Origin of the sequence: uncultured Gemella sp. (assembly GCF_963519265.1) — a bacterium.
GTDB lineage: Bacteria > Bacillota > Bacilli > Staphylococcales > Gemellaceae > Gemella.
In genome coordinates, this window is sequence record NZ_CAUQNQ010000037.1 from 1 (window position 1) to 13173 (window position 13173).

Annotated in this window: 15 protein-coding genes; 1 reads left to right on the forward strand and 14 read right to left on the reverse strand. The window is 29.4% G+C overall.

The features are described 5' to 3' along the window. Positions 1-307: 307 nt before the first annotated feature. The 8 genes from RWN11_RS05110 to RWN11_RS05145 all read right to left on the reverse strand — a co-directional run bounded on the left by RWN11_RS05110 (position 308) and on the right by RWN11_RS05145 (position 5163). Complete coding sequence (locus RWN11_RS05110; protein ID WP_314160703.1) at positions 308-1492, reverse strand: MFS transporter; 1185 nt, start codon at positions 1490-1492, stop codon at positions 308-310. Continuing rightward, positions 1485-1751 carry a DUF2087 domain-containing protein gene (locus RWN11_RS05115; protein WP_314160704.1) on the reverse strand — a complete coding sequence of 89 codons (267 nt, stop codon included), beginning with the start codon at positions 1749-1751 and terminating at the stop codon, positions 1485-1487. The genes RWN11_RS05110 and RWN11_RS05115 overlap by 8 nt, the downstream gene beginning before the upstream one ends. A 138-nt stretch (positions 1752-1889) precedes the next feature. After that, positions 1890-2258, reverse strand: a complete 369-nt coding sequence (locus RWN11_RS05120; protein WP_314160705.1) for a single-stranded DNA-binding protein — start codon at positions 2256-2258, stop codon at positions 1890-1892. A 106-nt stretch (positions 2259-2364) separates the two neighbouring features. Then, the gene (locus RWN11_RS05125; protein ID WP_060914226.1) at positions 2365-2649 is read right to left on the reverse strand and encodes a cupin domain-containing protein; all 285 of its coding nucleotides are present in this window, start codon (positions 2647-2649) and stop codon (positions 2365-2367) included. 61 nt (positions 2650-2710) lie between these two features. Beyond that, positions 2711-3466: a class I SAM-dependent methyltransferase gene (locus tag RWN11_RS05130; protein ID WP_314160706.1), complete on the reverse strand. Its 756-nt coding sequence runs from the start codon at positions 3464-3466 to the stop codon at positions 2711-2713. Positions 3467-3718: 252 nt separating this feature from the next. Beyond that, the gene (locus RWN11_RS05135) at positions 3719-4363 is read right to left on the reverse strand and encodes an NAD(P)H-binding protein (RefSeq protein WP_314160707.1); all 645 of its coding nucleotides are present in this window, start codon (positions 4361-4363) and stop codon (positions 3719-3721) included. Between the two features lie 12 nt (positions 4364-4375). After that, entirely contained in the window at positions 4376-4735 is a 360-nt protein-coding gene (locus RWN11_RS05140; RefSeq protein ID WP_314160708.1) for a DUF1304 domain-containing protein, read from the reverse strand. Between the two features lie 14 nt (positions 4736-4749). Continuing rightward, complete coding sequence (locus RWN11_RS05145; protein ID WP_314160709.1) at positions 4750-5163, reverse strand: transcriptional regulator, SarA/Rot family; 414 nt, start codon at positions 5161-5163, stop codon at positions 4750-4752. A gap of 329 nt (positions 5164-5492) precedes the next feature. Between RWN11_RS05145 and pgtP the strand changes: the two genes are divergently transcribed. Continuing rightward, positions 5493-6830 (forward strand): phosphoglycerate transporter protein PgtP, encoded by a 1338-nt coding sequence (gene pgtP, locus RWN11_RS05150; RefSeq protein ID WP_314160710.1) that lies wholly within the window; start codon positions 5493-5495, stop codon positions 6828-6830. Between the two features lie 119 nt (positions 6831-6949). Here pgtP and RWN11_RS05155 read toward each other — a convergent pair whose 3' ends face one another. From RWN11_RS05155 to lepB, 6 genes are all read right to left on the reverse strand, one after another. Beyond that, positions 6950-7567: a response regulator transcription factor gene (locus RWN11_RS05155; protein ID WP_314160711.1), complete on the reverse strand. Its 618-nt coding sequence runs from the start codon at positions 7565-7567 to the stop codon at positions 6950-6952. Then, positions 7548-8933, reverse strand: a complete 1386-nt coding sequence (locus tag RWN11_RS05160; protein WP_314160712.1) for a histidine kinase — start codon at positions 8931-8933, stop codon at positions 7548-7550. Before RWN11_RS05160 ends, RWN11_RS05155 begins: the two co-directional genes overlap by 20 nt. A gap of 3 nt (positions 8934-8936) precedes the next feature. Then, a complete protein-coding gene (phnD, locus tag RWN11_RS05165; RefSeq protein WP_314160713.1) occupies positions 8937-9836 on the reverse strand; it encodes a phosphate/phosphite/phosphonate ABC transporter substrate-binding protein in 900 nt (299 codons plus the stop codon). 297 nt (positions 9837-10133) lie between these two features. Beyond that, a complete protein-coding gene (locus tag RWN11_RS05170) occupies positions 10134-10796 on the reverse strand; it encodes a DNA alkylation repair protein (RefSeq protein ID WP_314160714.1) in 663 nt (220 codons plus the stop codon). Between the two features lie 18 nt (positions 10797-10814). Further along, positions 10815-12416, reverse strand: coding sequence for a CTP synthase (locus tag RWN11_RS05175; protein WP_314160715.1), 1602 nt, complete (start codon positions 12414-12416; stop codon positions 10815-10817). Positions 12417-12579: 163 nt separating this feature from the next. After that, a complete protein-coding gene (gene lepB / locus RWN11_RS05180) occupies positions 12580-13131 on the reverse strand; it encodes a signal peptidase I (RefSeq protein ID WP_304094405.1) in 552 nt (183 codons plus the stop codon). Positions 13132-13173: the final 42 nt, after the last annotated feature.

A 13173-nucleotide genomic window follows, 5' to 3' on the forward strand; every position in this document is an offset into this window, starting at 1 on the left:
ACTCCTCCTAATACTGCACTCGCTAATAATATTGATAATTTGTATTTTTTCACAATATGAACTCCTTGTATATAAGTTTATACTAATTATTTTACTATTAATCTAATTAATAAGCAATATAAATTGTTTGCCTTTACAAAAAAAAGGAATGACTCAAAAATCGTGATTTCGGAAAAATCGATTTTATAGAGTCATCCCCGCAAAGTGTATTAGATATCAATAACCTACTTCGGCTATTAATTCTCATATGAAAAATTTTTTTATTTAGGATTCTTGGATTATCCCCATCCTTAAATTAGTTGTTTAACTATTTAATTCTACTTTTTTTCAGTTTTACGAACATAAATGATAAAATTATTACTCCTACAAATGCCATAAATGCTAACCATGTATTTTCTATTCCTACTTTATCAGTTAGCACTCCATTTACAGACAATAATATTGCTACAATGATAGATTCAAAAGTATAAAATATAGAAACTGTTGTCGTCCTATTCTCGTCACTTTTTACCAAATATTTATGCATAAATACATTAACCTGTATGCTCATTAAAGTGAAAAATATAATAAATAGCATAAATAGTATAAACTTAGCATATGCATTTTGAATAAAAATAAATATTAATAGAATTCCAAGATTTACAATTACAAAGAAATATAAAATGCGTAACTTTGATAATCTATTTGATAATTTTTCATATATTACACTTCCTAACATTCCACTAACTGAGATTCCTACCCAAACATAACCGATAATATCAGCATCTAATTTTTCAAATACAGCTTGCCACTGATTTGATGGTCCAAGATCTAAAATAGAAGGAATAACAAACAGTATCATAAGAAATACACTACTTTTTACATAAAGTGTTTCTTTTAACGAATTTTTCACCGTAACTATTGAACCTTTTAAATTCTCAATAGATATTTTTTGTGTCTGTTCTAATTTTTTCATAAATAAATATGTAAATAAAAACGAAATAATAAAAATTGACATACTCAATATTATCGACAAACTTTTATAATATACATACACGTACTTTGCACTTATAAATCCTATTACCGCTGAGAAAAATAGTGAATATAGTGAATTTCTAGAAAGAACTTTATCTATATCTATTTCTTCATTATTTTTATTGTTTACATTGACCAACCAACTTGTTAAAGTTCCAGATTGAAATGATTCTGCAATGGCAGATAATATTGCAGATATATATAACAATATTAAACTATTGCTAAGCAACAATATTAATCCAACAACCCTAAAAATCACACTTAGAAAAATACTATTTTTTGCTCCGATATTATCGGTGATTGCTCCACATGGAAGCTCAGTCATAAATGAAACCAACCAAAAAATCGATAAATATAACCCAACTTCAGTAAAAGAGAAATCTTTTGACAACAGATAAATATACAAAATCGGATTAAAGAATGATAGTGCTGTTGTAGATAAAATACTATACAAATAATAAAATTTGGTATTATTCATCTTTTCCCCCTACTATCTTATACATTTTTCCATAATTATCTCTTTCTAAGAACTTATAATCAACAAGATATCTCCTAATTAGAGAATAATCCGGATAAATCTCTTTAATTGCTTCATTTAATTCTTTCTCAGTAAACTCTAGTGATTTTTCCTTTAACATCTCTAAAACTATTTGAAGCACAGGTATCTTATTCTTCTCTTTTTTTGGTATTGTCATCAATTTTCCTTCTTTAAAATATTTCACTTTGATTTCTTCCATAATACCGCTTCCTTTCTGTTAATAAATTTTAATTTTTTATCTATTATTATACGAAAAAAAAATACAAGTGTGAAAATAAATCTCTAACATAGTTTAACCTATGTTAGAGATTTATGCAATCTAAATTAGTATTTATTTTTATTGACCTAAGACAAATACGTCTTCTGACTCTTGTTCTTCTTTTTTCGTTCCTTTACTTAGAAAAGAAACTTTATTAGCAATTATAGATATTTGATAATGTTTTACTCCATTTTTATCTGTGTAAACATTGTTATTCAAACTTCCTACTATATTAAGCAAGCTGCCTTTTTCACAATATTTAGCAGTATTTTCTGCAGTTTTTCCAAAAGTAGTAAATTCAAAAAATTCTGTATCGTAATTTCCATCTTTATTTTTAAAATCAGATTGGACAGCTAATGTAGCTTTAATATAGTTTACTTTCTTATCACTTTCTTTTAATTCTGGTTTTTTAACTAGTCTTCCTATTAATATTACTTGATTTAACATAATATATCCTCCCTTAAAATAATAATTTAGATTGCTATAAAAACAATTGGAAGACTCTAATTTTATGCAATTCTATGCGCCAAATATCTCATGATAATTTAAGGAATTATTTATGAATTAAAGTTACAAATACCTCTCCATCTTGTAAAAATTCAGCATTAATATAATTGTCTCCATCAAAATGAAGAACTTTCCCTGGTTCAACAATATGTACTTCATCATCATTTAAGTACACCTTAACTTCTCCTTTAACACAAGTAAATACTACCAAGGCTTCTGGATGGTTATGTTTCGCTATTAGTTCACCTTGTTTCCCTACTTTTTTTACTAATTTAAATCTGTCATGTTTTTTTAACAATCCCGCTTCTTCAAAAATTATTCCTACACTCATACTAATTCTCCTTGATTATAATTTTATATCTATTTCTTATATAAACGTTTTCATACTCTTATTATAAAACTTTTTTATTAACAAAACAAATAAAATTCATATCTTTTTCTAATTTTTTAAAAGTTGTTCCCATTTTAATAAATTGCTTTCTATTATCTTTTTTAAAACCGTTCTTAATTATTCTTAGTGAATTCATTACGCCTTCATCTGCCAATAGTCCCGATACTGTAAGTAGTGTCAGTTTATCATGCATATAATTGACCGTTTTAAATTCTGCTTCTTCAAATAACGATAACCAGTCCTCTTTAGATAATGGTGATACATTTACATTAATCGCATCAGATAATTGTTTTTTTGTTTTCTCGTAATTGTTCAGCAATAAGATATCATGAGTTAATAGTAATCCACCTGGTTTCAATACCCTATAATACTCACTTAGTGCCTTAGTCTTACTTTTATTACTAAACATAGTTAACATCGCTTCATTAATAATACAATCAAAACTATTTTCCGGAAATTCTAAATGGAAGGCATCAGCTCTAATAAATTCAATATTATTAAGATTATTTTTCATCGCCTCAAGTTGTGCTTCTAATATTGCTACTTTATCCACATCTATTCCTATGAAAGTAGTTTTTGGATATTGTTTAGCTAAGGCAAGAAGATTTACACCCCTATTACAAGCAACTTCTAGAATCCTGTCACCTTTTTTAAATTCTATATGAGCAACCAAAAAATTGGTACCTTTGATTCCTCCAGGTCTCAATCTAGTTTTACCTAAATTTTTTAAAAATTTGTGTCCCATTTCCTTCTTCATAATATCACTCCTTAATATATGTTATATTTATATTGTACAATAAATAAAAAACAAAATCTAGAAATAATTGATAATTACTATCGATTATTTCCAGATTCTTTATATTAATCCCTTTTTATTTTCCCTTATATTTAAAAAGCGTTGAGTCAAAAGTTCTAAATTAAAAAAGTTTACAAGAAAATTCATAAACTTTTCGGGAAGGCTCGACAAAATCTTGTTTCTACGAAATCGTGATTTTCGAGTTACACCCTTCTAAAAATCATTATAAGTATATGTTCCTTCACCTTTATTTTCAGTTGCAAAGCGAACTATTACTTTTCCTAATAAACTAGCCTCTATTGGACTATATTTTTTAGTCTTCCCTTTTAATACAAATTGAAAAATCGGCGCTACCTTCATAAATATTTCTTCTAAAAACCTATTATCATCGCGCCTGCTTATAAGGAGTGAAGGTTGAAAAATTCTAAGCGTTCCAAGATTCATCTCTTTTAGTTTATCCTCTAGTTCACCTTTTAGTGAATTATAGAAGTTTTTCGACTTGCTATTAGCACCTATTGCTGAAACAACATTAAAACTTCTTACCTTCCCTTCACAAAGCTTAGCGAAATTCACAGTATAGTCAACGTCAATCTTTCTTTGATTTTCTTTTGAACCTGCGATTTTTATTGTTGTTCCAAGAGCTGCAAAGACATCTGCATCATCTAGAATACTTGTATCGAATCTCATATTTTCAAAGTCTATAACTATCTTAGTTAATCTACCATCTTCTGGTAATCGTGATATAGAATTTCTTCCAAGAACATAAATCCTCTCGTAGAAATCACCACCTAATATTTCTTTTAAAATCTCTTTACCTACAGCACCCGTTGCACCTATTATTACTGCAGTATTCCCCATTTTAATTCCTCCTTAGAATAATAATAAAATTAAAGCCAAGATTGGTAAACCACCTTGCTTTAGAATAATTTTTTTATCACTAGTTAAACCACCGTAAATTGCAACAAGAATAATATAAATTAATAACATTCCTACAATTTCTTTAGGATTTTTTGATAAAAATGTTCCATAAAGAAGTCCTACTCCTATTAATCCGTTATATACACCTTGATTTTTAAATAATGTATTCAGATTAGGTCTTTGTAATTCCTCTTTTTCAATATTAAATACTCTACTTGTACTATCAGAATCTGTAGTAAAAGTTTCTAAATACATAATATAGAAAAATAATAGTGCTACTAATACTGTTAAAATTGTTGTTACTATACTCATTCTTTATACCTCTTTTATTTTAAATTATTATTAAATTTATTAAGAAGAATTTTCAACTGCTTAAAATCATCATCGGTAAATTTCTCATCAATTAACGTTCTAATATCAGTTTCTTTGACGCACTGATCTATCTTACTCTTAGAAAATTCTGTAATCTCAACTAACACTTCTCTGTTATTATCTTCATTACGTTTTTTTCTTACATATCCTCCCTCCTCTAATTTTTTTAAATGCCTTGTTATAGCTGCAGCATCTATTTCTAATATTTGTGCTATTTTCTTAGGTGTTGCAACATCAACTTCATACAAATATTTAATTATTTGGAATCTGGTTAAACTAATTCCCAATTTCTTTTCAAATATATCCGCAACTTTTCTTTCTAATATTTTTATGTCATGCAATAATTTTACATATTCTTTTACATTCATATTTTTCTCCTTTATCAATTGACTTGTCAATCATTTAACTATGGATAATTTACTACAATATAATTGACTTGTCAACTATATTTATTTGTAGGAATTTTTCCTACTTTAAATGTAAGGTATTTTCTAAAAGAAAAAAACTTCATGCATTATCATTTACAAACGTTTTCCAGTTGTATATAATGGTTTTATAAGTTAAATAGTTTAAATAAATAAGCAGTTTGAAATTTAAGATTGTTATACAAACTTTCGATAAAAAATTTTATAACACTGAAAACTATTTTAATTTAAATTTAATATTATACATAATTGAAGTTAAGGAGGAATTTTAAATGTTCTCATTTTTAAAAGCTTCAGCGCCTAAACCGAGAATCGACAGTGCTCGTACAGATGCTGAATATAAAAAACTTCGATGGCAAGTATTCTCAGGAGTATTCATTGGATACGCAGCGTACTATCTAATTAGAAAAAACTTCTCACTTGCTATCCCTTATTTAATTGACCAATACGGTTACTCTAAAGCTGACTTAGGGAAAGTTTCACTTGCTCTATCATTAGCTTATGGTTTCAGTAAATTCATCATGGGTAACGTATCAGACAGAAGTAATCCTAAGTACTTTATTACTATTGGTTTAGTTGCTTCTGCTGCTGTCAGCTTAATTTTTGGTCTTGTTCCTGCAGTGCTATCTTCATTAACATTAATGATTTTCTTATCAGCACTTAACGGATGGTTCCAAGGTATGGGGTACCCACCTGGTGCTAAAACAATGACTAACTGGTTCTCAGCTTCTGAGCGTGGTGCTTGGTGGAGTTGGTGGAATGTTTCTCACAACCTTGGTGGTGGATTAATCGGACCTCTTGCACTTGTAGGACTTTCTGTTTTTGGTGCTTGGCAATCATTATTCTACTTACCAGCGACTATTGCTATTATCTTAGCAATTATCATGTTCTACCTAATGAAAGATACTCCAGAATCTGAAGGTTTACCACCTGTAGATGAATGGAAAGGTGAAAAAATTGTAGAAAAAGTTGAATCTGCTCACACATTATCAGCAAAAGATATCTTCTTTAAATACATTATTAACAACAAATTCCTATGGGCTATCGCAGTTGCTAACGTATTCGTATACTTTGTACGTTATGGAATCATCGACTGGGCTCCTACATACTTAAAAGAAGTAAAACACTTCTCTGTTGATAAACAAAGCTGGGCTTACTTCTTATATGAATATGCTGGTATCTTCGGTATGTTAGCTAGTGGTTACTTAAGTGACAAAGTGTTCAAAGGACACCGTGCTCCTCCAATGTTATTATTCTTAACTGGAGTACTTGTTGCAGTATTCATTTACTGGAAAAACCCTCCAGGTAACCCACTTATCGACAACATCTGTCTAGTAGCTATCGGATTCTTAATCTACGGACCTGTTATGATGATCGGTCTTCAAGCAGCGGACTTAGTTCCACGTGTTGCTACAGGTACAGCTACTGGTCTTACTGGACTATTCGGTTACCTACTTGGATCAGCAAGTGCTGGTTATGTAATGGGTAAACTTGTTGACGTGTTCGGATGGGACGGAGGTTTCTACGCATTAATCGTTTCTTGTGTATTAGCATTCGTATTCATCGCATTAACATTATTCAAGAAAACATCTAAACAATTAGAAAACTAATGAAATAAAACATCTCTATCAACTAAGATCATTGATCCTCCTTAAATTGATAGAGATGTTTTTTTATAAAGAAAAATACGACTGATTTCTACAATCATCCGTATTTTTCTTTGTGTTTACTATAATATTAAATTCGACTTCAAATATTCTACTAGTTCACTTCTTTTTTTCGTATTAGTTTTTTCCATCAAACGTTTTTTATATGTATCTACTGTCTTTACACTTAAGAACAACTTTTCTCCGATATCAGTAAGTGTATATCCTTCAACAATGTATCTCCCCACTTCTTTTTCTCGATCACTGAGTTCTATCTCTTTATCTTCTTTAAATAATTCATAAAAAATTGTAGCATATTTTTCATTTAGGTATATATCATTTTTAAACATAACTTTATCTATAGCTTGAAGAATCTCCTCATGTGCTGTGCTCTTCGTTACATAACCTGAAGCTCCTAATTTAAATGCTTTCTTCATGTAAGATTTATCTTCATGCATACTTAAAATAATTACTTTCGTTTTTAATTTTTTTTCTTTTATTATTTCTAATATATCGTAGCCACTTCCATCAGGTAACGAAATATCGCATATAAAAAGATCGTAAGAGTCATTGCTAATTTTTTCTAAAAATTCTTTTTTACTTGCACAATCACCAATAACACTAAATTCTTCGTTATCTTCTAAAAGGACTTTAATTCCTAATTTTATCAATTTATGATCATCAATTAATAATATCTTCATTAGCCTGCTCCTCAGTTATCATTTCCGTTTTAAATCTACACATTAATATCGTAGAATACTTATCATTTTTTAATAGTTTAAATTCTCCAGAAAAATCAAAAATCCTTTCTTGAATACCATAAATTCCTAAACGCCCTTGTTCTTTTGCTAGTTCTACACGTTCTTTTGTTAATCCTACTCCATTATCTGCAATAGTAAGTATTATATAGTCTGTATTTTCATATAATTTTATTTGTACTTCCGAAGCTCCTGAATGGCGTTTTATGTTAGATAAAGATTCTTGAACAATACGATAAAGAGTAATATCAAAATTATTGTTTTTACCACCTTCATAATTTGTATAAAAATCAACATCTATACCATATAAATTTTTATAATCTTCTATATATTTACATATTACTTCACCTAAACTCAGCTCTGAACTAGGCGGTCGCAAATTAACAGCTATATTTCTAATGTTACTTAAACTATTTTCTATTTCTGACTGGATTAATAATAAACGTTCTTTTTTCTTCTGGTCACTTTCTTTATCAACTAAATTACTTATAAGAAATAGTAAACTAGCTAAAGATTGGCTAACTTCATCATGAAGTTCTCTCGAAAGCATCTTTTTCTCTTCTTCCTGAATTCTAAATATTTTATTTAATAGGTAGTTATTTAGTTTCTTATTCTTTTTATTATTTTCAACCATTTCGTTTATGGAACTGACAAGAACATGGAAATCGCGACTATAATTTTCTTTCTCTATTTTTGTTCTATAATCACCTTCACGAATAATCTCATCAGTCACAGAAGTTAAATCTTGAACAGGTCTTTCTATTAATTTTGAAACATAATATGCGATAACTAATAGCATCACAAATACTATCATATTCAAAATCAATATTCTTAAAAACTGACTATACGTCTTCATATAAATATTTTTTGTGTAAAATCCAACTCTTACATACCCTATATTAACATCATCTATAGGAGAAATATACTCTAATAATTCTCCTCTTGAACTTCTATATTTTTTAAAATTATTTATCTGTTCATCGTTAAAAGTGGCAATCTTTTGGGGAACTTCTTTCAACGTCTTACCTAATATATTTTTTTCATTATCATAGACAATAATATACGCAACTTCGCTATTCAATGAAGCACTATGTATTTTTTGATGTATTTCATACGTGTTTTCTGTTTTTATATTTTCTGAAATATTTCCTGACAATTGATAGTAAGTCTGTGTAATTCTATCTTTAAGTGCACTTTCCAAAATATCTTTATTATTAACATACGTATAGGCTAATATTACACCTAAATATATAGTATAAATTACAACGAAAAATATAATAATTTTATTTTTTATCTTTAATTTTGCCATATATTAATCCTCACTTATTAAATTAGGATAATCGCTAGCCTTTGTTTCTTCATACTTTTCTATTTGAAGCTGTGATAATGTATTCTTTATAGAACTATCTTTTTCAATAGATAATAATATTTGTTTAAGCTTATCTTTTTCTTCATAGTTTTTGTGAGTTACTACTGGTCCTGTTGCTACTTCAGGGAATGTTTTTACTATTTTTATATTAAGTGCTGTATCTGGAAAATTATTATAAAGATACTGTAATGCCCAGTCATCAACAATTGCAGCTTTAACAGTTCCATTTGCTACTTGATTTATCGATTCTTCATGACTATGAGTAAAATAACTATTACTGAAAAACTTATTCACAGACATACCATTTTTTTTCAAATAATCATTCATCGCTAAATATCCAGAATAACTATAAGTATCAACAAAAGCAAAACTCTTGCTCTTTAAATCATCGATAGTATTTATATTAGAATCCTTTTTCGCAATAACTATAGGATGATAGTATGTTTTTCCCCTATTAGGTCTAGCTAAAAGTTCTAATGACTCTTTATCTTCATATAGCGAATATGCCCCTGTCGATAAGAATGCTACATCTATCTTGTTATTTTTTAATAATACATTTATATCTCTATAACTTTTTTTCTGTATTAGCTTCACTTTTTTGTTCAACTTTTCACCGATATAATTAGCCAGTTCTTTCTCCAAGATATAGCTCTTATTATCGCCAGTTACGGATATCAATCCAATTCTTAAAGTTTCATCATCCTTAGCACTATTATCAACAGTTTCTGTAACTTCTGAAAAATCAATATACTCCTCTTGTTGAGTTTTTAAAACAAAGGGAAGTATTATCAATAGCACAATAGAAAGAGTCACTATAAGAAAACTTGTAATCATTCTCTTCATTTTTCCAAATCCTTCATATTTATTTCAGTATTTTACCGAGGTAACTCGACAAAATCTTGTTTCTACTAAATCATGATTTTCGAGTCACTTCCAAATTTATCTTTTATTAATAGTATAACATTTTCTTAATAATGAAAAAAGAGAAATCATTAACTTCTTTGTGATAATCGTAATATCTTAGTTCATTATATATGATAATCAGAACAAATGTACTATCGATTCCACTAAATATTAGTTATTATTTAAATTTTTCACCTTAAAAATAGAAAAAGAGCGATTAAAAACCACTCTTTTCTCTTACTTATCTAGATACTTGCTAGCCTCTCTTATACTTAGGTTAGCCATACCATTTTTATTTTTTTCTATAAACTCTCTAACCCACTCTGGATTAAATTTTGAATAATCTCGAAGTGCCCAACCTATAGCTTTATTAATAAAAAATTCACTATCACCTAGGTTGTTTACTAAAATTCTTTCTAAAACTTGTTTATCTACTTTTTCTTTAAGTGACAATTGGTACAAAATAGCTACTCGTTTTAACCAAATATTACTATCCTTACTCCACTCTAGCATTATTTGATCATAACCTTCGATACGAATAACCAAACTACCTACAACCTTAGCAAGTAAATCAACAGTGTCCCACCATGATTTTGTCACTATTAGATATTTTAATCTTGAAATATCTTCTCTTTTTAAGAATTTCTGCATGGCCTTTAAATAATAAACAACTACATATTGAAATTCCCTTTCTTCTTTATTCCAGCAATTTTCAACAAAATCCCAATCAATGGTTTTAGTCTTTCTTGCATCTGGAAAATATTTTTTATAAATTTCTGTTCTAGTTGCACCACGTACACCTAAAAATCTAAACTTATCTTGCATATACTTTGACATTGATTCTGCAAGAAGTTCATTACTATTTTCTTCAAGGTCAGTTATTAAATCTAATAATTTCATAATTTATAATAGAAATTCTTATCTGTTATTTTCTAAACTTGCTTTAATGAATCCAGCGAATAATGGGTGTGCTTTTTCTGGACGAGATTTAAATTCTGGGTGAAATTGACCAGCTACAAACCATGGATGTTCAGGAATTTCCACGATTTCAACTAACTTACCATCTGGACTAACTCCTGATAATACCATTCCTTTTTGAGTTAAACGATCACGATAGAAGTTATTGAATTCATATCTGTGACGGTGACGCTCAGTAATATTGATTTCTCCATATTCTTTGTGAGCTACAGATCCTTCTGTCAATGTACATGGGTAGCTTCCTAAACGTAAAGTTCCTCCCATTTCTACAACATTTTCTTGGTCAGGTAGTAAGTTAATAATTGGGTATGGTGTGTTTGGATCTAATTCTGAAGAATGTGCTCCAGTTAAGCCACACACGTTACGTGCAAACTCAACAGCAGCAAGTTGCATACCTAAACAAATACCGAAGAACGGAACTTTGTTTTCACGTGCGTATTTAATAGTAGTAATTTTACCTTCAACTCCACGATCACCAAATCCACCTGGTACAAGGATTCCATCTGCATCTTTAAGATACTCATGAACATTTTCTTCTGTAATATCTTCAGATTGAATCCAATCAATTTTCACCTTAGCATTATGTTTATATCCTGCATGTTTTAGAGATTCTACAACTGAGATGTAAGCATCGTGAAGTTCTACATATTTACCTACTAATGCGATTCTCACATCTTCTTTTAAGTTATCTACTCTATCAACTAACGCTAACCATTCAGTCATATCTGCTTCTGGTGCAGTTAATCCGAAGTGTTTTAAGACAATATCGTCGATTTTTTGAGCTTTAAGATTTACTGGTAATTGATATAAGTTACTTACGTCACGACTTTCAATAACATTTTGTTTCGGAATATCACAGAATAATGAAATCTTCGCACGTAACTCGTCATTTAGAGCAAGTTCGTTTCTAACTACAATAATATCTGGTTGAATACCTAAACCACGTAATTCTTTAACAGATTGTTGTGTTGGTTTAGTTTTCATCTCTCCTGCAGCTTTAATGTACGGTAATAATGTACAGTGAATAAAACATACATTTTCACGTCCTAAATCACTACGGATTTGACGGATTGCTTCTAAAAATGGTAAAGATTCGATATCTCCTGTTGTTCCACCGATTTCTGTAATAACAACATCAGCATCACTAGATTCCCCTGCTAGTAATACTCGTGATTTGATTTCATTTGTTACGTGAGGAATTACTTGAACTGTTCCTCCTAAATAATCTCCACGACGTTCTTTTTCAATAATTGAAGAATAAACACGTCCCGCAGTTACGTTAGAATATTGACCTAAGTTAACATCGATAAATCTTTCATAGTGCCCTAAGTCTAAGTCAGTCTCAGCTCCATCTTCTGTAACAAAAACTTCTCCATGCTGATATGGACTCATTGTTCCTGGGTCAACGTTTAAATATGGATCAAATTTTTGTAATGTTACTTTTAATCCTCTATTTTTTAATACACGACCTACTGATGCCGCTACAATACCTTTTCCTAATGATGATACTACTCCACCTGTTACAAAAATATACTTTGTCATTGTGTTCTCCTTCTATTAAAAATAATAAACCCCCTACGAAATTATCGCAGGGGGTGGTTTCTTAAATCACTCTTTAAGAGTGCCCGTATATTATTCTAGCATAACGCTAAATTTTTAGCAACTAAAATAATTCGATATATTAAATTTTTCTTTCTAGTATTTATTAAAAGAATTTGAATGAACTAAATGGATAGTATCTTAAGCTTACTTTCCCAATCATTGCTTCTTTCTTAACAAATCCAAATACACGGCTATCTGTACTGTGTTGTCTGTTATCCCCTAATACGAAGTACGTACCTTCAGGAACAGTTTTAGATTTTGTACTACTTAAAAATTCAATATTAAAATCTGGTGTGAATGGTGCAGTTCCAGAAGCTTTAGCTTCTTTAATTTTTTGAGCTAAGTATGGCTCTTCAACTTTCTGACCATTCACATATAGTACATCATTTCTGTATTCTATAGTGTCTCCTGGAACTCCGATTATACGTTTAATATAATCGTCAGTTTCATTTGCATGGAATACAACTTCATCTCCACGCTCATAATTTTTACTGAATTTATTAACGAAAACTTTATCGTTATCAGCAAATGTGTAATCCATCGAATGTCCTTTTACAGTAAAAGGTGCGATAAGATATGTGCTTATAAGCAGATAAATAGCAATAGAAACTACTACAACTACTACCCACTCCATAATTTCTCTTAAAATTTTCACTGGTATATCCCTCTTTTATTTTATTTATGATTAATAATTCTA